General features: G+C 39.9%; 18 protein-coding genes. 13 read left to right on the top strand and 5 right to left on the bottom strand.

All coding sequences use genetic code 11. The features are described 5' to 3' along the window. The first annotated feature begins 278 nt into the window (after nt 1–278). On the top strand, nt 279–3,956 hold the full coding sequence (locus HMJ38_RS04010; protein ID WP_194973083.1) for a PAS domain-containing protein: 3,678 nt from the start codon (nt 279–281) through the stop codon (nt 3,954–3,956). A gap of 1 nt (nt 3,957) precedes the next feature. Continuing rightward, nucleotides 3,958–5,961 carry an ATP-binding protein gene (locus HMJ38_RS04005; RefSeq protein WP_194973082.1) on the top strand — a complete coding sequence of 668 codons (2,004 nt, stop codon included), beginning with the start codon at nt 3,958–3,960 and terminating at the stop codon, nt 5,959–5,961. 11 nt (nt 5,962–5,972) lie between these two features. On the opposite strand, the gene HMJ38_RS04000 is transcribed toward HMJ38_RS04005, so the two are convergent. Further along, nucleotides 5,973–7,202, bottom strand: coding sequence for a GAF domain-containing sensor histidine kinase (locus HMJ38_RS04000; RefSeq protein ID WP_194973081.1), 1,230 nt, complete (start codon nt 7,200–7,202; stop codon nt 5,973–5,975). A 286-nt stretch (nt 7,203–7,488) separates the two neighbouring features. On the opposite strand from HMJ38_RS04000, the gene HMJ38_RS03995 reads away from it, so the two are divergent. From HMJ38_RS03995 to HMJ38_RS03965, 7 genes are all read left to right on the top strand, one after another. Continuing rightward, nucleotides 7,489–8,256, top strand: coding sequence for a hypothetical protein (locus tag HMJ38_RS03995; protein WP_194973080.1), 768 nt, complete (start codon nt 7,489–7,491; stop codon nt 8,254–8,256). Continuing rightward, entirely contained in the window at nt 8,253–9,266 is a 1,014-nt protein-coding gene (locus HMJ38_RS03990) for a S41 family peptidase (protein WP_194973079.1), read from the top strand. The genes HMJ38_RS03995 and HMJ38_RS03990 overlap by 4 nt, the downstream gene beginning before the upstream one ends. A gap of 149 nt (nt 9,267–9,415) precedes the next feature. Further along, the gene (locus HMJ38_RS03985) at nt 9,416–9,988 is read left to right on the top strand and encodes a peptidylprolyl isomerase (protein WP_194973078.1); all 573 of its coding nucleotides are present in this window, start codon (nt 9,416–9,418) and stop codon (nt 9,986–9,988) included. A gap of 201 nt (nt 9,989–10,189) precedes the next feature. Further along, nucleotides 10,190–11,263 (top strand): Gfo/Idh/MocA family oxidoreductase, encoded by a 1,074-nt coding sequence (locus HMJ38_RS03980; protein WP_194973077.1) that lies wholly within the window; start codon nt 10,190–10,192, stop codon nt 11,261–11,263. 26 nt (nt 11,264–11,289) lie between these two features. Then, nucleotides 11,290–11,967 (top strand): CPBP family intramembrane glutamic endopeptidase, encoded by a 678-nt coding sequence (locus tag HMJ38_RS03975; RefSeq protein WP_194973076.1) that lies wholly within the window; start codon nt 11,290–11,292, stop codon nt 11,965–11,967. A gap of 287 nt (nt 11,968–12,254) precedes the next feature. Beyond that, the gene (locus tag HMJ38_RS03970; RefSeq protein WP_194973075.1) at nt 12,255–16,661 is read left to right on the top strand and encodes a thrombospondin type 3 repeat-containing protein; all 4,407 of its coding nucleotides are present in this window, start codon (nt 12,255–12,257) and stop codon (nt 16,659–16,661) included. Nucleotides 16,662–16,739: 78 nt separating this feature from the next. Continuing rightward, on the top strand, nt 16,740–17,693 hold the full coding sequence (locus HMJ38_RS03965) for a PorP/SprF family type IX secretion system membrane protein (RefSeq protein ID WP_194973074.1): 954 nt from the start codon (nt 16,740–16,742) through the stop codon (nt 17,691–17,693). 19 nt (nt 17,694–17,712) lie between these two features. On the opposite strand, the gene HMJ38_RS03960 is transcribed toward HMJ38_RS03965, so the two are convergent. Continuing rightward, the gene (locus tag HMJ38_RS03960) at nt 17,713–18,486 is read right to left on the bottom strand and encodes a hypothetical protein (protein WP_228779875.1); all 774 of its coding nucleotides are present in this window, start codon (nt 18,484–18,486) and stop codon (nt 17,713–17,715) included. A gap of 180 nt (nt 18,487–18,666) precedes the next feature. Between HMJ38_RS03960 and HMJ38_RS03955 the strand changes: the two genes are divergently transcribed. Both HMJ38_RS03955 and HMJ38_RS03950 read left to right on the top strand, forming a co-directional pair. Then, nucleotides 18,667–19,419, top strand: a complete 753-nt coding sequence (locus HMJ38_RS03955; protein ID WP_194973073.1) for an SDR family NAD(P)-dependent oxidoreductase — start codon at nt 18,667–18,669, stop codon at nt 19,417–19,419. Between the two features lie 220 nt (nt 19,420–19,639). Continuing rightward, complete coding sequence (locus HMJ38_RS03950) at nt 19,640–20,494, top strand: fumarylacetoacetate hydrolase family protein (protein ID WP_194973072.1); 855 nt, start codon at nt 19,640–19,642, stop codon at nt 20,492–20,494. Nucleotides 20,495–20,520: 26 nt separating this feature from the next. Here HMJ38_RS03950 and HMJ38_RS03945 read toward each other — a convergent pair whose 3' ends face one another. Together HMJ38_RS03945 and HMJ38_RS03940 are read right to left on the bottom strand one after the other, a co-directional pair. Beyond that, nucleotides 20,521–21,012 (bottom strand): hypothetical protein, encoded by a 492-nt coding sequence (locus tag HMJ38_RS03945; protein ID WP_194973277.1) that lies wholly within the window; start codon nt 21,010–21,012, stop codon nt 20,521–20,523. A 7-nt stretch (nt 21,013–21,019) separates the two neighbouring features. Continuing rightward, on the bottom strand, nt 21,020–22,126 hold the full coding sequence (locus HMJ38_RS03940) for a ferredoxin--NADP reductase (protein ID WP_194973071.1): 1,107 nt from the start codon (nt 22,124–22,126) through the stop codon (nt 21,020–21,022). A gap of 240 nt (nt 22,127–22,366) precedes the next feature. On the opposite strand from HMJ38_RS03940, the gene purB reads away from it, so the two are divergent. Both purB and HMJ38_RS03930 read left to right on the top strand, forming a co-directional pair. Then, nucleotides 22,367–23,713 (top strand): adenylosuccinate lyase, encoded by a 1,347-nt coding sequence (gene purB / locus HMJ38_RS03935; RefSeq protein ID WP_194973276.1) that lies wholly within the window; start codon nt 22,367–22,369, stop codon nt 23,711–23,713. A gap of 230 nt (nt 23,714–23,943) precedes the next feature. Continuing rightward, nucleotides 23,944–25,491: a SulP family inorganic anion transporter gene (locus tag HMJ38_RS03930; protein ID WP_194973070.1), complete on the top strand. Its 1,548-nt coding sequence runs from the start codon at nt 23,944–23,946 to the stop codon at nt 25,489–25,491. A gap of 6 nt (nt 25,492–25,497) precedes the next feature. Here HMJ38_RS03930 and ctlX read toward each other — a convergent pair whose 3' ends face one another. After that, complete coding sequence (ctlX, locus tag HMJ38_RS03925; RefSeq protein ID WP_194973069.1) at nt 25,498–26,433, bottom strand: citrulline utilization hydrolase CtlX; 936 nt, start codon at nt 26,431–26,433, stop codon at nt 25,498–25,500. Between the last annotated feature and the right edge of the window lie 2 nt (nt 26,434–26,435).

Raw genomic sequence — 26,435 nt, 5'->3', positions numbered from 1 at the left:
ATTCGGAAGCTGATTCAAGATAAAAGCCCATTAAAATGCTTTTCACTAACAAAAAACAGTATTTTCCTGAAAATCAGAATATTGCTATCCTTGGCAAAAAGTGGCGCCCTCGATAAAATTCAATTTTTTAGAATAATTTTCTAATAATTTTTTTTTAAATTTATTCGTCGATTTTATTTGATTAATTTGCTTTTATGCTTCAACAAATCGAATTTTAAATCTGGTTGATTTTTTTTTTATAAAAAGCAACCGCTAATCTGCCCACATTTACATCATTCATGACAACAATTGATTCTAAATACAAAGCCATTTTTGATGTAACCCCTGTTGCCATCTGGGAACAGGATTTTTCAGAAATCAAAAAAAGCCTGGTAGAAAAAGGATTAATGGGTCAGCCATCCTCTAGCGTAGAGAAGTTCCTGAAAAACAACAGCGGTTTTGTAAAGGAGTGTATTTCGAAGCTTATCATAGTGGATTTCAATGATGCATGCCTGAAGTTGCATCATGCCAAATCAAAAAAAGAATTAAAGGAAAACTTTCACAAATTGTTCCCTCCAAAAGCATATGAACTTGTCATTAAACAATTAGCGGCAATTTGTGAGGAAAAGAACGCCTTTGAGGATGAATCACAAACAATTACCCTTGATGGACAAATCAAAAGTATTTCTTTCAAATGGAAAATTGTACCTGGGTATGAAGATAGTCTGAAAAGTGTCATCCTAACAACGGAGGATATTACAGTTAAGGAGAAAGAAATCAAAAGACATGAGGACCTGGAGCAAAAATTGACTATAGCCCAAACTATCACAAAAGTAGGCTATTGGGAATTGGATATCGAAACAGGAAGCCTTTTTTGGTCAGATGAGGTATATAATATCTGGGAATTAAATAAAAGTAAGACCATTCATAATTTTGAAAATTTTCATCAAAGCATCCATCCAGAAGATGTAAATGAATTTGATTGGCAAAATGATCAGGCTATTACAGGCAATACTTACCTGGATTTTAAACATAGAATCATTACTCCAAATGGGGAGGTGAAATGGGTTCACGAAAAAGGAAAACTTGTTGATGAGAAAGGTAAAAAAATATTTAAAGGAACAGTTCAGGATATTACCGAAGAAGAAATACTGAAACAAGGGCTCAAAGACCTGCTAAAGAGATATCATTTGGTCACCAAAGCTACCTTTGAGGCAATATATGATTGGGATGTAAAATCAGACACGGTTGTATGGGGAGAGGGATACAGGAGCATTTTCGGATATAAGCTTGAAAAATTTAAACCTGATCTTTCCACATGGAGGGACAATATACATCCGGATGATCTGCAAGAAGTGCTCAATAGTCTGGAAGACTACATGGAAAGTGGATTTGACAATTGGCAAAAAGAATATAGATTTAGAAAGGCAAATGGTGAGTTTGTAGATGTTCAGGACAAAAGTTATGCTTTGAGAGATGATAAAGGAAAAGTATACCGGATGGTCGGAGCTATTCAGGATATTTCTGAAATCAAAAAAGCGAATGAAGAACTGAAAACAAGAAATCAGTTCATACAGACTACATTGGATAATATTCCGATCGGAATTGCTGTCAATGAAATCGATTCAGGAACTGCGACATTGTTAAACAGGAAGTTTTCTGAAATTTATGGTTGGCCTCCTGATGAAATTGAAAATGTGGAGAACTTTTTTGCCAATGTATATCCTGATCCCACTTACCGACAAGAAATAGCTGACAGAATCATAGCTGACATAAAAAGTCGGAATCCTGAAAGAATGTCTTGGAACGGTATAAAAATCACGACCAAAAAAGGTGAAGAACGTTATATTTCGGCAAAAAATATACCGCTATATGACCAAAATCTGATGATATCTACAGTTTTGGATGAGACTGAAAAGTATGAGGCCGAACAGGAATTGATTAAAAGCAACGAAAGGTTTTTGTATGCTTCAAAGGCTGTTTCTGATGCCATTTGGGATTGGGACCTCAAGTCAGGTCAGATTTTTTGGGGACCGGGTTACCATGAATTATTCGGATATGCTACTGAAATGTCAATTGTTGATGAGCGTTTTTGGAAAGAAGCCATCCATCCTGAAGACTTTGATAGCATTCATAAAAGTACTCAGGAGGCAAGGGATAATCCTCAAATAGAAAAATGGACAGGCGAATACAGGTTTAAAAAATACAATGGTGAATATGCTTTTGTCAGAGAAAAAACCTTAATTATCAGAAATGAAAATGGAATTCCGATCAGGATGGTTGGAGCCCTTCAGGATATCAGTGCCCAAAAAAATTACGAAGAATCGCTTTACCAAGAGCGGAACCTACTTCGTACCTTGATTGACAACATCCCCGATTACATTTTTGTAAAGGACACACAACTCCGGCAGATTATTAATAACAAGGCCAACATACAATTATTGGGTGCAAAAAATGAGGAGGAAACCATCGGGAAAACCACACATCAGTATTTCCCTAAAGAATTGGCGGACCTTTATCATCAGGATGACATTTTTGTCATGAACAGCAAAAAGCCAATTATTAATAAGGAGGAACCAATAATTGATAAAAATGGCCAGAAAAAATGGTTGTTAACTTCCAAAATCCCGCTATTCAATCCTAAAGGGGAGGCATTGGGTCTTGTGGGTATTTCAAGGGATATTACCAGGAGTAAGGAACGTGAACAATCATTGATTTTAAAAACAAAACTACTGGAAACTATCGCAGAAGTAGTCAAGCTCTTGCTTTTCAATAAAAACTGGGAATCCGCTATGCCCGAATGTCTGGAACTGATGGGAAAAGCCGTAGCTGCTGATAGGGTTTACTTTTTTGAAAATTACATTGACCCAATTTCAAAAAAACTATACACCAGACAATTGATGGAATGGGTTCAGAACGGGATTTCCGCTCAGATCAAAAATCCGTATTATCAGGCAATTTCTTTGGAGGAACATCCAATATTTTTAGAATTGGCTTTACAAAATGAGCCTTTTTCTTATCTCACCAATGAGCTTGAAGGGCAGACTAAAGCATTACTGGAAGAACAAGGTATCAAATCAATTCTTCAAATCCCTGTATTTATCAAAGACCACTTTTATGGCTACTTGGGTTTTGATGACTGTACCCAAGAACGGAAATGGTCCAAAGAAGAAATATCATTCTTAAAAACCTTGAGTTCCAATCTTGCCGTAGCGATAGAAAGAAAGAATCATCTGGATTCCGTAAAAAGGCTGAATGAAGATTTGCTTCAAAGTAATTTGGAACTTGATATTTCCAACAAAGAATTGGAACAGTTTGCCTATGTTGCTTCACATGACCTACAGGAACCACTTAGAATGATTACCAGCTTTCTGGGTCAACTTGAAAAAAAATATGGTGATCTCCTTGATGAAAAAGCAAAACAATATATCTACTATGCTGTGGATGGCGCCAAAAGAATGAAATCCATCATATCAGATCTTTTGGAGTTTTCGAGAATAGGCCGAATGGCTGACCCTATTTCTATTGTTGATTTAAACAAATTGATGGAAGAGGTCAAAATTCTTTTAAAATCCCAAATTGAAGAAAATAAGGCAACTATAGTCTATCCTCAGCTTCCTGTCATCAATTCCCAAAAATCACAATTAAGGCAAGTATTTCAAAACATCATCTCCAATGCCATCAAATACCGCCAAAAAGGATTGAACCCAATCATAGAATTAAAGATAGAGGAAGCCAAAGACCAATGGCATTTTATTATTTCGGATAATGGTATAGGAATTGCAACTGAGTACTATCAAAGAATCTTTGTCATATTCCAACGGCTCCACAACAAAGAAGAATATTCAGGAACGGGCATTGGATTGGCTATATGTAAGAAAATCGTTGAAAATATTGGCGGAAGTATTTGGGTTGAATCAGAAGAAAATAAAGGTAGTCAGTTCCATATAATTGTCCCGAAAAAGCCACAAACATAACATGAAACAAAAATCCTTAAAGTTTTTTTATAAAAATCCCATCATTACAGGTCTTTTTGGATTTTTATTGACTTTTGTACTTACCCAATACCTCACCTACAAAGATTTTCTGCTGTACCAATCCTCGGAACAACAAACAGTTCTTGATCAAAAAAACCTATTGGAAAAGAAGATAGTCTATGGTTTGCGGAATAGTTTTTCAGCCATTAAGACCTTGGCGTATTTAGAGGAGAATTTTGATATCAACGGCGATTTTGTGGAAGTGGCGAAGGAAATCCTCCAAAGCAATCAAAACATAGATATCATTCAACTGTTAGAAGGTGGTGCCATTAAATATGTGTATCCATTAGAGGGGAATGAATCTGTTATCGGATATAATATCTTGGAGGACCCAAGCCGAAAAACAGAAGCCATGCAAGCGATAGAATCCGGAAGAGTTATTTTTGCAGGTCCATTTGAACTGAAACAGGGTGGAATTGGAATTGTTGGAAGGATACCGATATTCAAAGAAGATGGTTTTTGGGGTTTTGCAGCAGTAGTTATTCGTTTGGAAACATTCCTTAAAATGATTGATTATGAGCATCTGGAAAAGAGTGAGTTTTATGTTCAGTTTTCAAAAACCAACCCTGATACCGGTTTATTGGAACACTTTCTGCCCTTACCACAAGAAGAATACAATGGATTTGAAAGCAGTTCATCTCTTTCTCTAGGTAAATGGAATCTGACGGTCCAATTAAAAAAAAGTACTGCATTTAACCACATCATTGTGGCCTTGATCTTGAGGACAATTTTTTCTATGCTGATAGGATTTTTTCTTTGGTACCTCGCAAGCATCCCCGCAATACTTGAAGCCCAGGTTGCAAAACAGTCTAGGCGGCTCAAAAAAAGTAATGAGAGATTTGAATATGCCACCATGGCCACCTCCGATGCCATTTGGGATTGGAATCTTTTGAACAATCAGGTCTATAGATCGAAAAATTTTGAAAAACTATTTGGGTATTCAGCAAGTGACTTTAACAGCAACCATAATTTTTGGGATTCCAAAATACATCCTGAAGACAGGGAAAAAGTAAATAAAAACCTACAGGAAACCCTTGAAGGAAAGGAAAACTTTTGGAAACAGGAGTTTCGTCTCCAAAAAAGTAATGGCAAGTACAGTCATATCATTGACAAAGGCATAATTCTACGCAATGCATCGGGCAAAGCGGTAAGATTGATAGGCGCTACCCAGGATATTTCTGAAATCAAAGCCAATGAAAAGGCGCTTTTTAAAATGAGTGAAGAATTGCTGAAAAGGGCACAAGAACTAGAACTTTCCAATGCGGAATTGGAACAATTCGCTTATGTGGCCTCACATGACCTCCAAGAACCACTTCGGATGATTACCGGTTTTTTAAATTTGATTGAAAGAAAATACAACTCTCTTTTGGATGAAAAGGGCAAACAATACATCCAATTTTCAGTGGATGGTGCCGAGAGAATGAGACAGATTATTCTGGACTTACTTGAATATAGCCGGGCAGATAATATCGGTCAAAAAGAAACAGTTGACCTCAATGAATTGATGACCGAAATAAAACTGCTGGAGAAAAAACTCATACAGGAAAGAGATGCTCAAATAATTTACCATAACCTTCCAAAGGTATTGGCTTCAAAATCCCCCATGCGGCAACTGTTTCAGAATATCATTGAAAACTCCCTTAAATACAGCAGTTCTGATGTGCCGGCGGTCATAGAAATAAGTGCTGAAGATGTAGGTATGTTTTGGAAATTCAGCATAAAAGACAATGGAATCGGGATTTCCAAAGAGCACCATGAAAAGGTTTTTCAGATCTTCCAAAGGCTGCACAGCAAGGACAAATATACCGGTACCGGAATTGGGCTAGCTATTTGTAAAAAAATCGTGGAAAAGCATGGTGGAGAAATCTGGATAGCCTCAGAAGAAAATATGGGTACTACAGTGTTTTTTACTTTGAAAAAGGAAGAAGCAGAAAACTTAGGGTAAAAAATTGATTGCTATCTGCCAACCGGTAACCTCACCAAAAACAAACTGTAAAGTCCCAATTCCGATTTGATCTTTATTTTACCATGATACGTATCAACCAGATGCTTGACCAAAGGAAGCCCAAAGCCATAGCCTTTCTCCCCTTTTGTACCTTGACTTGAGTTGGTTTTTCCCGAAAGAATTTCCTGAATCCTTTCCTGTGAAATCCCCAGTCCATTATCCCTGACAGACACAATCAGCCAGTTTCCATCCTCTTTTTCAGCCAATGACAGATGCATCTCCACATTTCCATATTTGGGTGTAAATTTGATGGCATTTGAAATTAAGTTTCCTAAGATCTGAAGCAGTTTGTTTTTCGGAAAAGGGATGTCCCCATTCTGGCTTTTGAGGTGCACGGAGAGTGCAACCTCCTTCTGCTTTGCCTGAACAGCATAAAGGTCATATATCTTTTCTTTCAGGGTGAAAAGATTATACTCTAATTTCTTGTTGAGTTTTGGTCTGTTTCTGGAATGAAAATTTTGTGAAAGGACATCATCTGCCATTTCAAGGAGTGATTTGCCACTTTTCTTGATCAAATGTATAAATTCAAGCACTTCTTCCAGGTTGTTGTCATCACCTTGGTCCTGTAGAATCTGGGCTAGTCCGATAATTCCCCCAATCGGACCCCGGATATCATGGGCTACCCTTTTATGGTCTTCCCTTATCGTGGACATGCTCTTTTTCAGTTCATCCATATCACGTAGAAGACTCAACCTACTGACAATCTCATCCCCAATGATCCTGAGCATTTCCACTTTTTCAGGACTGATAGTTTTCATTTTCTTGTCCAGAACACAAAGAGCCCCTAGATTATGACCATTTGGTGTAGCCAAAGGAATCCCCCAATAATACCGGAGTTTTGGTTCTTCTTTTACAAAGGTTTTTTCTTTGAAGCGTACATCATCGCTAAGATCTCTTACCTCAAAAGGGCTATCTCCTAAAATGGTGTATTGACAGACAGTTTCTTCCCTATCCATCTGAACAGCTGGAAATCCATAACCGGCAACTGACCATTGTGTAAATGAGTCTATCAGGTTAATAAGCGAAATTTCTGTGCCGGCAATTTTAGCTGCCAATTTGGTAAGGTCTTTAAAATGACCTTCCAGACTGGAGTAATCGAGATCGTAATTACTCAATTCGACTAATCTTTCGAATTCATTTTTAGGAACGTGCGGTGATACTAGGGTTTGGGTCGTAAGCATAATCGCAAACATATCAAACTCAAAATCAATTCCCTATTCCTATAAAGGATATTTTTGTCCTTAAAAAAATAAAGCGTTTTGGACCTTTTGAAAGACATAAAAGGGTGGAGAAAAATGTCTTAAAACTAAGATTAATTTATTTTAATTTCGCTTGTTGACCCTAGGGTATCTCTTTTAGTCTGATCTTTTTGATATGGAGTAAAGGGAAGGTGAGATATTCCAAACTGATATATATCATGTTTTTAAATTTTCGTTCTTCTTAACTTTGGATTCTAATACCATTAAAATGAAAAGATTACTCATTTTGGCCTTCTTGATTTTTATCCAATTATTGGCGCTTGCACAGAAAAATCAAAGAACAATCCTAATCAATACAGGCCCTCAAAATACATGGGAACGGGAATTCGCCTATTCTCCCTTGGTTTATAAGGGTAGTTCCATGGGTTTCACACTTGGATATAGCAGCGTAGGTGAAAAGAAAACCGATGAAGTCTATCTTCATTACAGTAGACTGCCGCTACAAAATGGATTCAATGCTGGATTGACAGCCACCCATGCCAGTGTCATGACCTACACTTTTTACAAGGCAGATTGGTTACCAGAAAAATTCGCCTTAGGTTGGTCCAATAACAATGCCTTAAGCTTAAGAAATTTTGAAGATTCACAGAATTTCAATCCTAGGTTTGATTTCCACACCTCTTTTGGACCAGCCATGCGTTACCAAACGTTTTTTGGAAATCAGCAGCAATGGAGGTTTTCCTCACAGGCCAATTGGCAGGTCATCGGGTTCCTATTTTCTGCTTCCTATGTGACAAGTCCACCGGATGCCTTCTTGCACGAGCAGTCAACCTTCAATGCCTTTTGGCAATCTATCCGTTTTTTCCAGCCTTTTCAACAACAGGATTTGGGTATACTGAACCAGTTATTTTACCAGTTATCCAATGGAAATGAGATCGGTATTGGTTATCGATTTCATTATACTTCCCTGGAAAATGCACAGCGTTCCCAACGCTCAGGAGGCCACTATTTCTTTCAATTGAATTTCAAGCTATGAGACGGACAAATCTTTTGATCAGATTTTTGTTATTGACTTTGGCTGTAATTGCCGTGGGCTGTGAGGAGATCATTGAACCCAAAGCCCCACAGGCCAGTCCAAATGCAATATTTGAACATTTATGGACGGATATCAATAACAGGTACAGTTTTTTTGAGGAAAAGCAGATTGACTGGGAGGCCAAAAAGGATATTTACAGTCCATTGATTCTTGAGGACATGAGTCCTTTTGAGCTTTTTGATGTGCTTGGCGATATGTTGGCTGAGCTCGAAGACGGGCATGTCAATCTTCTGAGTACATTCAACCGTTCTCGGAATTGGAGTTGGTATACGGACTTCCCCTTGTTTTTTGATGAGCAGTTAATCTATGATAAATATCTCAAAACCGACTACAGGATAATTGGTCCTTTGCATGCCCAAACCGTAAATGATATACTCTATGTCAGAAACAGCTCCTTTGAACGGAAATTAACTGCCCGGCACATGGATGAAATTGTCCGACTGATGCAGTTTCACGAGGGCCTGATCATTGATGTCAGAAACAATGGCGGAGGTAATTTGATGAATGCAATTACTATTGCTGCCCGATTGACAGATGAAGAACTGACTTACGGCAGACAGCGCTTCAAAACGGGACCAGGTAGATCGGATTTCACACCATGGGTCCCCTTGCGGATTCTCCCCCATTCCGGGGAAAAGTATTTGGGAAAAGTAGCAGTTTTGACCAATAGGGGCTCCTACAGTACGACCACATTTTTCGCGCAGATGATAAATACTTTGCCCCAAGGCAGGTTATTTGGAGATCAAACAGGAGGCGGAGCAGGAACACCTGCCTATGCAGAATTGCCCAACGGCTGGACTTACCGCTTCTCTGCCAGCCAGGTGATTGACCTTGACGGCACACAATTGGAGTTTGGAGTGCAAGTGGATGAATTGCTGACCCACCCTACAGATCTGATTCCAGGTCGAGATCATTTTATAGAAGCAGCAATAAATTGGTTGAAAGAGTGATACTGCTTTTTTACTTCCAACCTTCTACTCCCTCAATCTTTCAATTTTACAATCCCCTACTCCCACAATTTTTAAATCTTTCAACCTTCGTCCTCCTTTCACCCATCACATCTTTCATTTTCCCTTATTTTCCCCTTATATTTAAAACCATGAAATTCACTCCGCTACTCACCTTGGTGGTTTTTTGGTTTATACAAACCGCTACTGCCCAAACCGAACCTATTGGACTGATTGAAATCCCGCAAGGGAAGATTTATATCCGTTTGTTTGATGAAACACCAAAACACCGAGACAGTTTCATCCAACTTGCCAAGGCAGGATATTGGGATTCACTGACTTTCAACAGGGTAATTCCCAATTTCGTAGCACAAGGGGGTTGTCCCGATACTGAGGAAGGCTTCAATGACCTTGAATACTTGTTGGAACCTGAGTTCGTCCGCGGAATAACCCATGTCTACGGTGCCGTAGGTGCAGGTAGGGACAATAATCCTGACAAATTATCAGCAAGATGTCAGTTTTACATCGTGCAAAACAAAAATGGTCTCCACAGATTGGACGGTGATTATACTGTCTTTGGTCAGGTCATCAAAGGCATGGATATAGTGGACCGAATTGTTTATGAAAAAAGAGATGAAACAGATGAACCCCTGTCTCCCATAACCCTTAAAGTGAAAATAATAAACCTCAGTAAAAGCGAAATTGAAAAGTTGCTTGACTCTTAAAATGGTTATCCGCTTCTTTGCCAATAAGCCAATATCCTACTTCAAACAGGTCGCCTACCCGTCCGGCAGGCAGGGAAGTCAGGAGTAGGAAAAGGGTGGCAATAAAAGGTCTATTCTTGAATTGGATCAGTTTTTCCTAGTTAATTCAATATTTTAACATCGAATTCATTCATAAGTATTCTTATTATTAAAGAAAATAAAATGACCCAACCGATCAGAATCCTTGTTGTTGGCTGTGGCAATATGGGTGCCTCCCATGCCACCGCCTATCACCATATGCCCGAGTTTGAAATATGTGGCTTAGTTGCCCGAGGTGACAGCAAACGGAAATTGAATGAAAAGCTTGGAGCTGATTATACTCTTTTTGATCATTATGAAACTGCCCTCTCCCAATGCAAACCTGACGCAGTTTGTATTTCCACTTACCCCGATACCCATGAGAAAATGGCACTGAAAGCTTTGGAAGCGGGATGTCATGTCTTCATAGAAAAACCTTTGGCTGATACCGTTTTAGGTTCGCAACATATTATTGATGCTGCTAAAAGAACCGGAAAGAAAGTGGTTGTGGGTTATATTTTAAGGCACCACCCTTCTTGGGAAAGGTTTATTGAAGAAGCACAGAAGCTTGGTAAACCTTTGGTCATGAGGATGAATCTCAATCAGCAGAGTCACGGATACATGTGGGATGTACACAAAAACCTGATGGAAAGCCTCAGCCCTATTGTGGATTGCGGGGTACACTACATAGATGTCATGTGTCAGATGACCCGTTCAAAGCCGATGTCTGTTTCAGCAATCGGCGCAAGATTGACCAATGAAATCCCTAACAGCAATTACAATTACGGACAACTTCAGATCAGATTTGAGGATGGTTCTGTAGGTTGGTATGAAGCGGGTTGGGGTCCGATGATTTCAGACAATGCATTTTTTATCAAAGATGTTTTTGGTCCAAAAGGTGCTGTTTCCATACAGGCCAAAAGTGCTGGAGCCTCCGGAAAATCTGATGATGTGGACTCCCATACCAAAACTGAAAGTATCAAAATCCATCATGCAGCCATTGATGAACACAACAACTTTGTCCATGAAGACCAATGGATAGATATGACCGACGAACCGGATCATCAGGAATTGTGCAACCGTGAACAACGATTCTTTTTGAAAGCAATTCAAAACAATATGGACTTGACTGACCATCTGGACGATGCCATCAATAGTCTCAAAATAGCTTTTGCCTGTGACGAATCTGTAAAAACTGGCAAAATGATCGATCTTTGAAAACCAGGTTGTAATCCTTCGATGTTATGAATTGGATTAATTCAGAATTTTTGTACCATACTTTCGCTTATTTGGCCATGTTTGCGGTCAGCTGGTATGCTTATTATAAAAAAAGTCTCAAATTCTTTTCCGATCAAGGTTGGGCAAAGCACATGGGACCACATTTTTTAGTAATGGGAACAGGTATTCTCGTTTGGGGTCTGTTGCCACTTATCATTTGGGGATCTGAATTTTCAGAAGATATCATACTTGGAAAAAATCCTTTGGGCAACATGCAATGGCTGTTGGTAGCTTCATTGGTGATTTTGGCATCGATTGTCGGATTTTCCCAATCAAAAAAACTACAAAAAATTGATACACTATTCATTGCACCACCCATTCCTCTGATCGTTGCATTGTTTTTTATTTTCCGAATAAGTTTCTTAATCGCTTATGAATTTTGGTTCAGGGGCATTTTTCTTCAAGACCTGCTGTCATCATTTTCCACTTCTTTGGCCATCGGTATCAATGTATTTCTATATGCCTTAATCCATTATTTTGCAGGCCCCAAGGAAGCATGGTCAAGTATTGCTTTTGGGGTTATCCTTTGTCTGCTTGTAATCTTTACACTCGCAGTATGGCCTGCCATTATAATCCACCTCTCCCTATCCTTGAGTTTCGAGTCAGGCTTCTTCCAAAAAGCCTACAAAAGATTGTATTTCTAACTTGGTCAGGTCGCTGTCATAAACTGTTAACCAAAGTCTTAGGTTTTCATGTTTTTCACTGAATTCTTCATGTTCACCTGATTTTGAAAAAAAAAGTTTAAAAAATATTTTTTTTTGAGCACAATATTTTTGCATTTCAAAACCTGAAAAAATAATTTTATAGAATATTATATGGTAAAACGCTATTTTATTCAAATATTATTTTTATAATATGGTTTTTTTTCCACAAATTTATTACCGACTAGCATAGTCTCTCACCCAATTTCAACATCATTTTGTAGTAAAAAATGAAAATCGTCGACACCAAACGTATTTTCAGAAACTGTTTCTGGATTGTCATATTTACCAGTGTTTTTTTTATGCAACACCAATCTGTTGCCCTCAAAGACACGAACATAAAATTCGGTATACCAAGCACTGAACTTTCAGATTTGAAGTTCAGTAATGGAAAACTGGAGCCAAGATTTCACCCTGCTATTGCGGAATATAAGGTACAGTTATCCTACCTCGATTTTGCGGTTGACATCACACCAATCACAGCCGACAATCAGGCAAGAATTTTTATAAGAGGAATAGAAGTAAAGCCATCCGTTGCTTCTCCCAAGATCTTGATTTATCCGGGAAAAAACATAATTCCTATACAGGTACTTTTGGCAAATGGCACACAAAAAACATATACCATTGAAGCTCAAAGGTCCGCTCCCCTATCAGGAGAAGGCATGAATTATGCCGTACAATTTGATGATTGTGAGGAGTTTTTGGATTTGGATGATTGCAGGGCTGCACAAACAGACTCGGATAGTGATGGTGTACCTGACTTCATGGATTTCTGTCCTAACACTCCCCTTGGTGAAGCAGTAGACCAGTCAGGATGCTCCGATTCTCAAAAAGATACTGATGGAGATGGCGTTTCTGATGATATGGACCTTTGTCCGGATACACCAAATGGTGTCGAAGTAGATGAAAATGGCTGTAGTCCTGACCAGATTGATACAGATGGAGATGGAGTTCCTGATTACCTTGACCTTTGTCCCGAAACTCCGGAAGGAGAGGAAGTGGATGAGGATGGTTGTGGACCTTCCCAAAAAGACAGTGATGGAGATGGGGTCATGGATGATAAGGACCTTTGTCCAGACACTCCTGAAGGAGAAGAAGTGAATGAAAATGGATGTAGCCTTGATCAGATCGATACAGATGGGGATGGGATTCCGGATTACTTGGATTTATGCCCTGATACCCCACCGGGAGCCGCGGTAGATGAAAATGGTTGTGCCTTGTCACAATTGGATTCAGATGGGGATGGAGTCACCGATGATATTGACCAATGTCCAGATACACCCAATGGAGTCGAGGTGGATGAAAATGGCTGTAGTCTTGACCAGATTGATACTGATGGGGATGGAATTCCTGATTACCTGGACCAATGTCCGGATACCCCTACAGGTGAAGAAGTAGATGAAAACGGCTGTAGTCTTGACCAAATTGACACAGATGGTGACAGTATACCTGATTATTTGGATCAATGTCCTGATACTCCTGCCGGCACTGAAGTCGATGAGAATGGCTGTGCCTTATCCCAGTTGGATTCGGATGGTGATGGAGTTACGGACGATTTAGACCAATGTCCCGACACTCCTGCCGGAGCTGCAGTAGATGAAAGCGGTTGTGCACTCTCCCAATTGGATTCAGATGGCGACGGGGTCACTGACAATTTAGACCAATGCCCCAATACCCCAACTGGTACTCAGGTAGATGAAAATGGTTGTAGCCAAGACCAGATTGATACAGATGGTGACGGAATACCTGATTACCTGGACCAATGTCCTGATACTCCTGCAGGAGATGAAGTTGATGAAAACGGTTGTAGCCAAGACCAAATTGACACAGATGGTGACGGAATACCTGATTATTTGGATCAATGCCCTGATACTCCTGCCGGCACTGAAGTCGATGAAAATGGATGTAGTCTGGATCAAATAGATACTGATGGGGATGACATACCTGATTATTTGGATCAGTGTCCCGATACTCCTGCTGACATACAGGTTGATGAAAACGGATGTGCGCTTTCACAATTGGATTCAGATGGGGATGGGGTCACGGACGATTTAGACCAATGCCCTGACACCCCTACCGGAGCTGAAGTCGATGAAAATGGCTGTAGCCCGGATCAAATCGATACAGATGGGGATGGCATACCTGATTATTTGGATCAATGTCCTGACACACCTTCTGGAGTTCAGGTAGATGAAAATGGATGTGCGCTTTCACAATTGGATTCCGATGGTGATGGGGTCACGGACGATTTAGACCAATGTCCTGACACCCCTGCTGGTGCCGAAGTAGATGAAAATGGCTGTAGTCTCGACCAAATAGACACAGATGGTGATGGTATACCGGATTATCTTGATCTATGTCCAAATACTCCTAACGGTGCAGAAGTGGACCAAAACGGCTGTAGCCTAGATCAAATCGATACTGATGGGGACGGAATTCCTGATTATTTGGATCAGTGTCCCGATACTCCTGCTGGAATACAGGTTGATGAAAACGGATGCGCACTCTCTCAAGTAGATTCTGATGGGGATGGGGTGACCGATGATCTTGACCAATGTCCCAATACTCTTCCAGGAGCTCAAGTGGATGAAAATGGATGCGCACTCTCCCAATTGGATTCCGATGGTGATGGGGTCACGGACGATTTAGATCAGTGTCCAAATACCCCAACCGGAACCCAAGTAGATGAGAATGGTTGTAGCCAAGATCAGATTGATACCGATGGGGATGGAATTCCTGATTATATTGATCAATGTCCTGATACACCTGCAGGAGTTCAGGTCGATGAAAATGGATGTGCCCTTTCTCAATTGGATACAGACGGAGATGGTGTGACCGATGACCTGGATCAATGTCCCAATACTCCCGAAGGAGTTCAAGTGGATTCAAACGGTTGTGCGCTTTCACAATTGGATTCTGACGGAGACGGTATTACAGATGATTTAGACCAATGTCCAAATACACCTCAGGGAGCTCAAGTGGATGAAAATGGTTGCGCAACCTCACAATTGGATTCAGATGGAGATGGTGTGAGCGATGATCTTGACCAATGTCCTAATACTCCTATAGGAGCACAAGTGGATGAAAACGGTTGTAGTCTAGATCAGATAGACAGCGATGGCGATGGAATACCAGATTATCTTGATCAGTGCCCGGATACGCCAAATGGTGTTGAGGTGGATGAAAATGGATGTGCATTGGATCAGATTGATACTGATGGTGATGGGATACCTGACCACCTTGATCTCTGTCCTGATACCCCTATTGGCGATCAAGTGGACGAAAACGGTTGTAGTCAGGATCAAATTGACACGGATGGTGATGGGGTACCGGACTATTTGGACCAATGTCCTGACACCGCTGCCGGAGCTCAGGTCGATGAAAACGGCTGTAGCCTTGATCAGATTGATACAGATGGTGATGGCGTACCGGATTATATAGATCAGTGTCCTAACACAGCTGCAGGAACTCAAGTCGATGAGAATGGTTGTGCATTATCTCAATTGGATACAGATGGAGACGGCGTCACCGATGACATGGATCAATGTCCTGATACCCCTACGGGTGCAGAAGTTGATGAAAATGGCTGTGCGTTATCTCAGTTGGATTCAGATGGTGACGGTATCTCCGATGACCTGGACCAATGTCCCGAAACACCTACAGGAATGGAAGTAGATGAAAATGGCTGTGCTTTGTCCGAAATTGACACCGATGGAGATGGAATCACAGATGATATGGATTTGTGTCCTGATACTCCTGAGGGAGCAGAGGTAGATCAGTTTGGATGTTCATTGGAAGAACCGGAAACAATAGCCGTTGTAGATTTTGAAGATGGGGAAATCATAGAGGTTCCTTGGGGTACGCTCTTCGACGAATTGGGACTACCTGAGCAGATTTTGGTTCAAACTGACAATGGTAATTGGGTTTACCTGCCAATTATTTGGGAAATTGGGGACTATGATCCGTTCCAAAATGGCCCTTATATGTTGACCGGAACTATTGTTATCCCCAACAGCTGGGAAAATCAAACAGATAGGCTACCAAATATCATGGTGGTAGTCCTTCAAAAAGACAGTCCCATAGACCTTGTTCTAAGCAATGACATATTCACCCATGATGACAACGGAGAGCCTATTTTTGTTGGGGACTTTACGGTGATTGATCCTATTGATGACATCCACATTTTGGAACTCGTCCCAGGAGCTTTGGACAATAGCTTGTTTGTCATTATTGACAACCAATTGTATTGGAATAATTCAAGTCTAATGCCGGGAGAAACCACCTTTACAGTTTTGGTCAGGGTGACTGACAGAGACGGAAACGTTTTCGAAAAAGAGTTTACAATCACCAGAAGAATCAATGAACTGAGCGATTTGGAAATCCCAAATACCTTCACTCCTGATGGAGACAATATCAATGATGAATGGGGAATGACAAGCCTCAAAATCTACAAAGGAGTGAAATTGCACATTTTCGAGAGAAGCGGATTAAGGGTCTTCTTTACCGACAATGCTGACAAAAAATGGGACGGTACATATTTGGGCAAAGAAATGCCTGTAGGCACTTACTATTATGTCATTGAAATAGAAGATACCAAAGAATCCAGAAAAGGTGTCCTTAATCTCCTAAGAAAATAAAAAAACAAATTGAAGGGTCCTTTCAAATGGATCCTTCAATTCAAAGTATATCTGTTAACAGATAAGTTAAACATCACCATGAAAAATATCTATCTCTTCTTTTTTTTAGCGCTTTTGCCAACAATAGTGGTCAACGGTCAATCCCGTAAGTATGTGAGTCAATTCAATCAGCTTCAGAGCTATTTCAACCCCTCACTGACTGGGTATGAGGGCTCCATAGTAAGGGGTTTTGTCAGAAACCAATGGGCAGGATTGGATGGGGCTCCAAAAACCTATTTTCTATCCGCAGAATTTGATCCTGCCGAAATCAAAAATGGGGATGATGCAGCATTATTGGGAAAAACTGCTTTTGGGTTCAACATGGTACATGACAATTATGGGCCTTTTGTGGATACCGAATTTCTATTGAGCTATGCATCAAGAATCCAACTGGGAACAGCAACCAATTTAAGATTGGGGGCTTCGGTCAATTACAATACAATAAGACTTGACGGGAATAACCTGACCACCGAAATGGCCAATGACCCTACTGTAAATCAATATATCAACAGTTTTGCCAATATGAATATTGTTGATTTTAACTTGGGAATGTCCATTACCCATCAGAATTACTATTTCGCCTATGGTATGCAAAATGTCAATCAAGGTAGATTGAGCAATGGAGATGTTTTTATGGATAAAAAGCCTATCGTGAGTATTTTCCAAACAGGGTTCAAACAGCCTATCAACCAAAACCTTTCCCTTTATTCTCATGTGATGTATAGAATTCAATCTGATCTCCCCTCCAATATCGAATTCAATGTAAAAGCCATGCTGATGGAAAAATTTTGGCTAGGTCTAGGACATAGAGTGGATTATGCCACTAATTTTCAATTAGGATTCCTCATGTCTAAAGTCAGGTTTGGCTATGCCTATGAAATTCCCGCACACAGGTCTTTCATGATTTCCAACCCCACCCATGAATTTATGGCCTCATTCTTCATTTTCAGAAAGCTGGAAAACAGAAGTGAAATGGGTAACCTTATTTGGTAATTTTCACATAGATTAAAAATCAATTCGCCTGAACCAAAACAGGTATAGTTGTGCTGGATGGAGGGACAATATCAAATGGTTCAGAAGCTGATTGTGGTACCGGTGCATTGGAAAATAACACCCTTCCAAAATCACTCAATGCCGGGACATCCAAAATCCTGATGCTGACTGCTGGTAAGGAAGAATCGCTTCCATCTGTTCTCTGGCTGACGCTCATGACTTCAAAAGCCACCATTCCCAAATTTGCTCCCTGAAGATTCCCCTCCAAAGGGGAATAATTGACACTGATATCGCTGTTGTAAACCACTGCCAATACTTTGTATCCTACAAGCATCCTCAAACCCGTGGCCCTAAGTGGGATGACATCAGGTATTTCATCCAACAAAACTTCCCTATCATCATCCATATTCGGTGCACCAAGTCCAGGTCCAGGAACAAGAAAATTTTGGAGACCATTATCTGTGGGTCCCGCATTGATCCATCTATTTGGAATTGATTTCAGAGCAAACCAACCCTCGTCCCCTACTTCACCGGTGTAAAGCTCAATGGTTTTTCCTACATTTTCTGTAAAGAATTTCAATTGTTCCCTTTGTCCGATACGGGCAATGTTATTGTTGACATCCGTCTCACTGAAATTGTTCGGTTCGCTATCATTGTCGATACTGTCTTCATCAATCACTAGAAAAACTACAAAGTCATTGGGATTGGGTCCGTTGTCATCTTCGGAACCTGGCATACAAGAACCCAACAATATAAAAACAAGCAAAGAATAAACACTATATCTTTTTAACATAAAACCAACTGATTTATAATGAAATACAAGGGATCACCTCGAAATCAATTTACATGCCAAAAGTAATTTTTAATTATTTTATTTTTTCATTTTCCATATATTGCCTAGAAGATCAGGGGAATATGTAAAACCGGTAATTCGGCTTGATAAAATATTTAAGAGAAAAAAATCGAAATCAATATGAAAACCATTGTGATTACGGGAGGGGCAAGTGGAATCGGTTTAGCCATCACCGAGCTTTTTGCCAAAAATGGCTACAAGGTATTTTTTCTGGATTATAATTCAGAAAACGGAAAAAAATTGGAGGGAAGCCTCATTCAACAAGGTACACTTGCCACCTACCTGCATTGCGATGTGTCTTCTTTGGATCAGGTAAAGGCTGCTTTCAAACAGATGCCGGAAAAAATAGATGTTTTGGCAAATAATGCAGGAATATCCCATATTGGAAATCTGGAAACTACCTCTGAAGAAGATTTGGACAGATTGTTTCAAGTAAATGTCAAAGGCGTGTTTAACTGCAGTCAATTAGCCATACCCAAACTCAAAGCCAATAAAGGCGGAGTGATTATCAATATGTGTTCAGTAGCGGCAACCATGGGCTTGCCTGATAGGTTTGCCTATTCCATGACCAAAGGGGCTGTCTTATCGATGACGCTCTCCATTGCGCGGGATTATGTGTCAGACCAAATTCGTTGCAACTGTATTTCTCCCGGCAGAGTCCACACCCCATTCGTGGATGGGTTCTTAGCCAAAAACTACCCCGGGCAGGAAAAAGAAATGTTTGCTAAACTGGCAGCTACCCAACCCATCGGCAGGATGGGCAAGCCGGAAGAAATAGCTGCCATGGCATATTACCTAGCCTCCGAAGAGTCCTCCTTTATCACAGGAAGCAATTTCAATATCGACGGAGGCTTCCAAGGCCTGAAAGCCTGAGGATGAAGGAGAAAGGATGAAGGATGAAAGTACGAAGTACAATGTAGTCTTACCTCTGGGTTCCCTGAAACCCGGAACAGGTCTTTTCTTGTTTATTGCATCTTGTATCCTGGCTCCCCGATACTCGGGGCAAGCTTTGTTTCTTGACTCTTGTTTCTAGGCTCTCGCTTCTCGAATCTAAAATCTTAAATCATAAATCTAAAATCTAAATTACCCCCCTATGAAACTTATTCGATTCGGAACAACAGGAAAAGAAAAACCCGGAATAGAAAACAAAAATGGTCAATGGCTTGATTGCAGTGCTTTTGGAGAGGACTGGTCTGAAGATTTTTTTGAAAACAATGGCTTGGAAAGACTTTCCGAGTGGTTGGAACAAAACGAATCCAAACTACTTCAAATCAGCAAATCAATCCGCTTAGGCTCACCCATCAAAAGACCTTCAAAAATCATCTGCGTTGGGTTGAATTATACCATGCACGCCAAGGAAAGCGGTATGGCTGTTCCCGAAGTACCAATCCTTTTCATGAAAGCAACTTCTTCACTTTGCGGCCCCAATGATTCGATTATCATTCCCCGTAGTTCCACAAAAACTGATTGGGAAGTTGAACTGGCAGTGGTCATCGGCAAAAAAGCCACCTATGTTTCCAAAGCGGATGCCATGGATTATGTGGCAGGTTATGCCCTACACAATGATGTCAGCGAAAGGGATTTTCAATTAAATCATGGCGGTCAATGGGTAAAGGGAAAAAGTGCAGATCATTTTGCACCTTTTGGTCCCTATCTTGTGACCAAAGACGAAATCAAAGACCCCCATAACCTTAGACTTTGGCTTAAAGTCAACGGTGAAAAACTACAGGACAGTAATACTTCTGACTTGGTGTTTGACATCCCTACCCTTGTCTCTTACATCAGTCAATACATGACACTGCTTCCCGGAGATATCATTTCTACAGGAACCCCATCAGGTGTTGGTTTGGGCCTAAAACCACCGAGGTACCTCAAGGCAGGAGATGTAGTAGAATTGGGAATAGATGGCATGGGCAAAGCTAATCAGATAGCCGTAGATGCGGAGTAATGGGGTTTAGATCAATTTCCTGCTTCTCATCCCCTCCTCCTCAACTCCAATATTTTATCTTTCTCTTCACCTTTGAGTTTCAAAAGCCTTACAATCCGATCCGGACTGGGTTTGCCCAATGAAAAGAAAATCAGTGTCGTAGCAAAGGCGATGGTATATCCCGCATTGTTGAAAAGCAATAGTCCCGCTGCACACAATAAAGACGTAGCAAAAAGCATATAAAAACGGAGCATAGTGGCTTGGGAATACAAACTAACTTTGATTTCCAAGTCATAGCTTCCATTTTGAATTCGTCTGATAGCTGACTGAAAATTGAAATAATGCAAAACCAAAATTGAAACTACCAACCCCAAGCCAAAGGAATCCCAAAAAGGAGGAACCTCAGGAATGTCAAATGTTATGGTACTATTTTGGGAATTTAAATAAGTAACTGCAAAAAAAGGAATCGGAATGGCTATCAAAATCAGCACATTCCGCTCCAAAGTTTCATAAATCTGTTTGATGTTTTTATTTTCCAAAATCCTGTTATTCAATAACGATTTTTATATCCGAACTCGCAGGTTTAGAGGAACAACAAAGGATATAACCCTCTGCGATTTCACTTTCACTCAAACCCGCATCCTCAATCATATCTACTTTTCCTGAAGTCAGTTTACCTCTACATGCTGTACATAGTCCACTTTGGCAACTGTAAGGCATGTCCACATCCCTATCCAAACCTGCCTCCAAAATGGTCTTTCCTGCAGGCACTTCAAAATGATGACTTTCACCGTTGACGACGACCTCGATTTCCCGGGTGAGTTCAGGTGCCAATTTACCTGAAGCCTTTAAGTCAGCTTCTTTGGCTTCAATATCTGAAAAAAAACTTTCCTTATAGATCAGGTCATTTGGAACACCCATGGATTCAAGTGAGTGGATGGCAGTTTCCATCAGGCCTTCCGGTCCACAGACAAAATATAGAGAAGATGTGTACGCTGGAAAGGCACTTGGCGACAAAGATTCTTTAATTTTAGTGGCATCCAACCTGCCTTTGAGACCTGACCAAGTAGGATTTGGCTGACTTAGATTGTGTACCACAGTTATTCGCCCTGGGTATTGATTTTCCAGTTTTTCCAACTGGTTTTTGAATATTATCTGATCTTCTGACCTGCTGCAATATAAGATTGTAACTTTTGACTCTGGTTCATTGATCAAAGCTGATTTGGCAATACCCATGATCGGCGTGATGCCACTACCCCCTGCCACCATCACAAAATGTCTTTTGTTTTTGGAATGGAAATCAGTAGTGAAATGTCCCAAAGGTTTCATGATCTCAATGGTCTTTCCCGGTCTAAGTTGATCGTTGATATAATTGGAAACCAATCCACCTTTAACTCTTTTAACCGTAATTCCTGGGTGAGGATCTATAAAAGGTGAAGTACAAAGACTGTATGATCTCCTTACCTCTTTCCCTCCCAAATCAAGAATAACTGTAATATACTGCCCTGGCTTGTACTCCAAAAATGGCTCGGGTTGTTCAAAAAATACCGTAACCGTATCCGGAGTTTCTTTTACAATTTCTCTGATTTTCAATGACAAATACTGGTCACCCCTATTATTTTCGTCTTTTTTCTTCTTAAATATATTAAACATTCCCGCTATACTTTTACAAGTTGTTTCAACAATAACCAAGCTTCAAAATTAAACTGCAATTTTCAATTTGTCTGCCCTATTGATAATAATTATCATTGTTTACAACAAATATTTGAGAAACTGGTTTGCATTTACCCAGAAAAAGTGACCCTCTTTTTAAAATCAAACTTATTCGGATCTAGAGACAGGTATTTTCACCTTAAAAACTAACTTTGTGAATCAAATCAAAAACCTATTATGATGAATCTTGACAACCTGACTGCTGTAAGTTCTATCGATGGCAGATATGGAAATAAAACTGCTTCATTGAGAGCATACTTTTCAGAGTTTGCGTTGATCAAATACAGGGTCCATGTGGAAGTGGAATATTTCATTGCGCTCTGCGAAATCCCCTTACCACAACTTAATAATTTTGATAAGAAGTTATTTTCTTCTTTAAGAAGTTTAGTCCAGAATTTCAGTCTTGAAGATGCCCTCCAAATCAAGGAAACAGAAAAAGTCACCAACCATGACGTAAAAGCAGTAGAATACTTTTTAAAATCAAAATTTGATGAATTGAATCTTCAGGAATTCAAGGAATTTATTCATTTTGGCTTGACTTCTCAGGATATCAACAATACCGCTACACCTTTGATGCTGAAAGATGGACTTGAAGGCGTCATCCTACCCCATTTAAATGGCATCATTGAAAAGTTGAAAGGACAAGTAGCTGAGTGGAAAGATATTCCCATGTTGGCCAAAACCCATGGTCAACCTGCGTCACCAACCCGCTTGGGAAAAGAATTACGGGTTTTTGTCATCCGATTGGAAAAACAATTGGAGTTGCTTGCTCAGGTTCCATATTCGGCCAAATTCGGAGGTGCAACGGGAAATATGAATGCCCATCATGTCGCTTATCCTGAAATTGACTGGAATAATTTTGCGGCAAAATTTGTCGGAGAATATCTAGGATTGGAAAGAAGTTATCCTACTACTCAGATTGAGCATTATGATAACTTGGCTGCATGTTTTGATGCTTTGAAAAGGATCAATACCATCCTGCTCGATTTTTCAAAAGATATATGGCAATATGTGGCCATGAATTATTTCAAACAAAAAATAAAAGCAGGTGAGATTGGTTCTTCAGCAATGCCCCATAAAGTAAACCCTATAGATTTTGAAAATGCTGAAGGAAATCTTGGAATAGCAAATGCCTTGTTAGAGCACTTGGCTGCCAAATTACCAATAAGCAGACTTCAAAGGGATTTGACAGACTCGACTGTTCTTCGGATTATTGGCGTACCTTTGGCCCATATGTTGATCTCCTTCGAGTCATTGACTAAGGGACTTGGCAAATTGGAGTTGAACAGGGCAGCCATAGACGCAGATTTACAGGAAAATTGGGCTGTGGTCGCTGAGGCCATCCAAACCGTATTAAGGAGAGAAGGATATCCTAAGCCCTATGAGGCACTTAAAGAACTGACCCGCACCAATGAAAAAATTACGGAAAAATCTATTTCTGCTTTTATCAATGGCCTGAAAGTTTCTGATCAATTGAAAAAGGAATTAAGCAGAATCAGTCCGTTTAATTATACCGGATTAGACTAAAGGTTGTTGCTTTTGGGAGGTTAATCCCTACCTGCCTAACTCAAAGGAGAAATCTTATCTATCTGATTACTTCAGATATAAGCTTTCTCCTTTTAGTTTTTTTGATAAAAGGGATGGGGGATCTATAGAAATAGATAATTTTGCACATAAATTAAATTTATTGTAATTATAAATAAAATGTATTCTCTATAATTGGTCACGACAATTTGAATACCAAAAAATAAAAATAAATGGATAGCCACAAAAGAATCTTTTCTCACTTAAGTAGTGATTTACCTGCAGGATTAGTTGTATTCTTGGTAGCACTCCCCTTATGTTTAGGGATAGCGCTCTCCTCCGGTGCTCCTTTATTCTCAGGAATTATTGCCGGTGTGGTAGGAGGAATCGTGATTGGTTCTCTTTCCGGTTCTCATACTGCTGTATCGGGGCCTGCAGCAGGTTTGACTGTTATTGTGCTGAATGCCATTTCAGATCTTGGAGCATTTGATATTTTTTTGACGGCAGTTGTATTGGCCGGGATTCTACAAATCCTTCTAGGGTGGTTAAAAGCAGGTATCATTGGTTATTATTTTCCTACTTCGGTCATCAAAGGAATGCTTGCTGGCATTGGGGTGATTTTGATCATCAAACAGATCCCTTATGCCTTTGGTGTAAATGAAGATGCTAACCTTGAAAAATATATTCCTTTTGTCAATGACTGGAGTGCGGTAATGGATTTGGGAAACCTTTCCAAGGAATTTGAATTTGGTGCTATCATCATTACTTTGGTTTCCTTGGCCATACTGTTGTTTTGGGATCGCCCGATTATTAAAAAGCAAAAATTTGTTAAATTTATCCCGGGACCTTTGGTGGTTGTTATTATTGGGGTTGCCATCAATAAATTTTTTAAGTTTTTTGTTCCAAAGCTTTATATTGACGCATCAGGAAAAGTTGTATTGCCTGAAATTGAATCCTTTGGACATCTTGTTGGGCAATTGACATTTCCTCAATTTTCAGCTATAACCAACCCCGATGTTTGGCTCGTGGCCTTCACCATCGCTATTATTGCCAGTTTGGAAACCCTACTGAGTCTCGAGGCAGGTGATAAATTGGATCCTTACAAAAGAGTCTCTCCGCCCAACAGAGAGCTTTTTTCACAAGGTATTGGCAATGTTATTAATGGTTTGATCGGAGGTATACCTGTAACTGCGGTTATTGTGCGGACTTCCGCGAATATTACCTCAGGTGCGAGAACAAAAACCTCAGCCGTTTTTCATGGTATTCTATTATTTGCAAGTGTCCTGCTTATTCCAGGCTTACTTAACCTTATACCGTTGGCTTCTTTAGCTGCAATCCTGCTTTTGATAGGGTATAAACTGGCAAAATTCTCCTTGTTTAAATCGCAGGCAAGATTAGGTATGGATCAGTTTTTACCTTTTGTTACGACTATTTTAGGGATTGTGATCTTTGACCTTTTGATTGGTATAGGTATAGGGATGGGTGTTGCCATCGTTTACATTTTGATGAGAAACTTTCAGAACTCACATTTTTATGAGGAAAGACCTGAAAAAGATCCCAACACCATCCATATTGTACTATCTGAAGAGGTGAGTTTTCTAAACAAAGGAGCCTTGATTCAAGCTTTGGATGATATCGCTCCTGGAAAGCATGTAATCATTGATGGTTCAAACTCAAAAGTGATTGACTATGATGTCCTTGAAGTGATTGCCAATTACAAAATTTCAGCAAAGGAAAAAGAGATTGAAGTAGATACTATAAAAATCAAATCTGTGACCTAAGACAACCTACGCGGACGGAAGAAATATTTCAGCCATCATACACCTTGCGCTTCCCCCGCCCAACTTTTCTATGGTAGCGATATCGGGCACTATAAGTTCAGTATAGCGTTGAATAGTCTGAATCTGAACCTGACCGAGTGATTGATAGGCTGCTTCTGACATAACTGTCAATTTAGCACCTGATGAATTTTTAACTTCAAGCATATTACCTGCGAATTGAAATTTCTGCTTTGCTGTAATAGGAATCATCTTTTTACCTGTTTTTTCAAGATATTCCTGAACCCTGAGCTTTTCAGAAGCAGGTGTGATGCTATCCAGACAGACAACAGCTATTTCAGATCCAATGTGCATCATGACATTGGTATGGTAGATCGCTGAGACCACTCCATTGACAACTTGGTTGGCATCAAAATCTACCACTTCATAATCCATTATCCTACCAAAATAGGCCAATGGCACTGAATGTGTTCGTTCTGACCTGCATGCATAGGCAATTTTATTCACCCTATCCAAAATCAAACTTCCAGTTCCTTCCAAATACTGTTCATCATTTTCAAAAAAAGTCAGGTCAATAATATCACTGATTTTATAACCCCTTTTCATGAATATTTCAATTATATCTGTTCTTCTTTCCTGCCTGCGGTTGGGTGAAAACATGGGATACAAAATCACTTTTCCATCTTCATGGGTACTGAACCAATTGTTCGGGAAAATAGCATCTGTTTTCTTTGGTTCAACTGTGTCTTCAACTACCATTACATTCACGCCCTTTTCTTCCAACAAACCAACAAATCCGTCAAACTCTTCTTGGGCGAGTTTATTAATCTCTTGTGGGCTTCTATTGTCTTTTTTCTGATAAAAATTATTGGATGCAGTTTCAGGATTGAATCCGAAATTTGCTGGACGGACCATTAAGATATTTGAAGTGGTTTGAGTTGGCATAG

Source organism: Aquiflexum lacus (genome assembly GCF_015476655.1).
Taxonomy (GTDB): Bacteria; Bacteroidota; Bacteroidia; order Cytophagales; family Cyclobacteriaceae; genus Aquiflexum; species Aquiflexum lacus.
The sequence above is the reverse complement of the archived record's forward strand: the minus strand, read 5'-3'. Positions and strand labels throughout refer to the sequence as shown.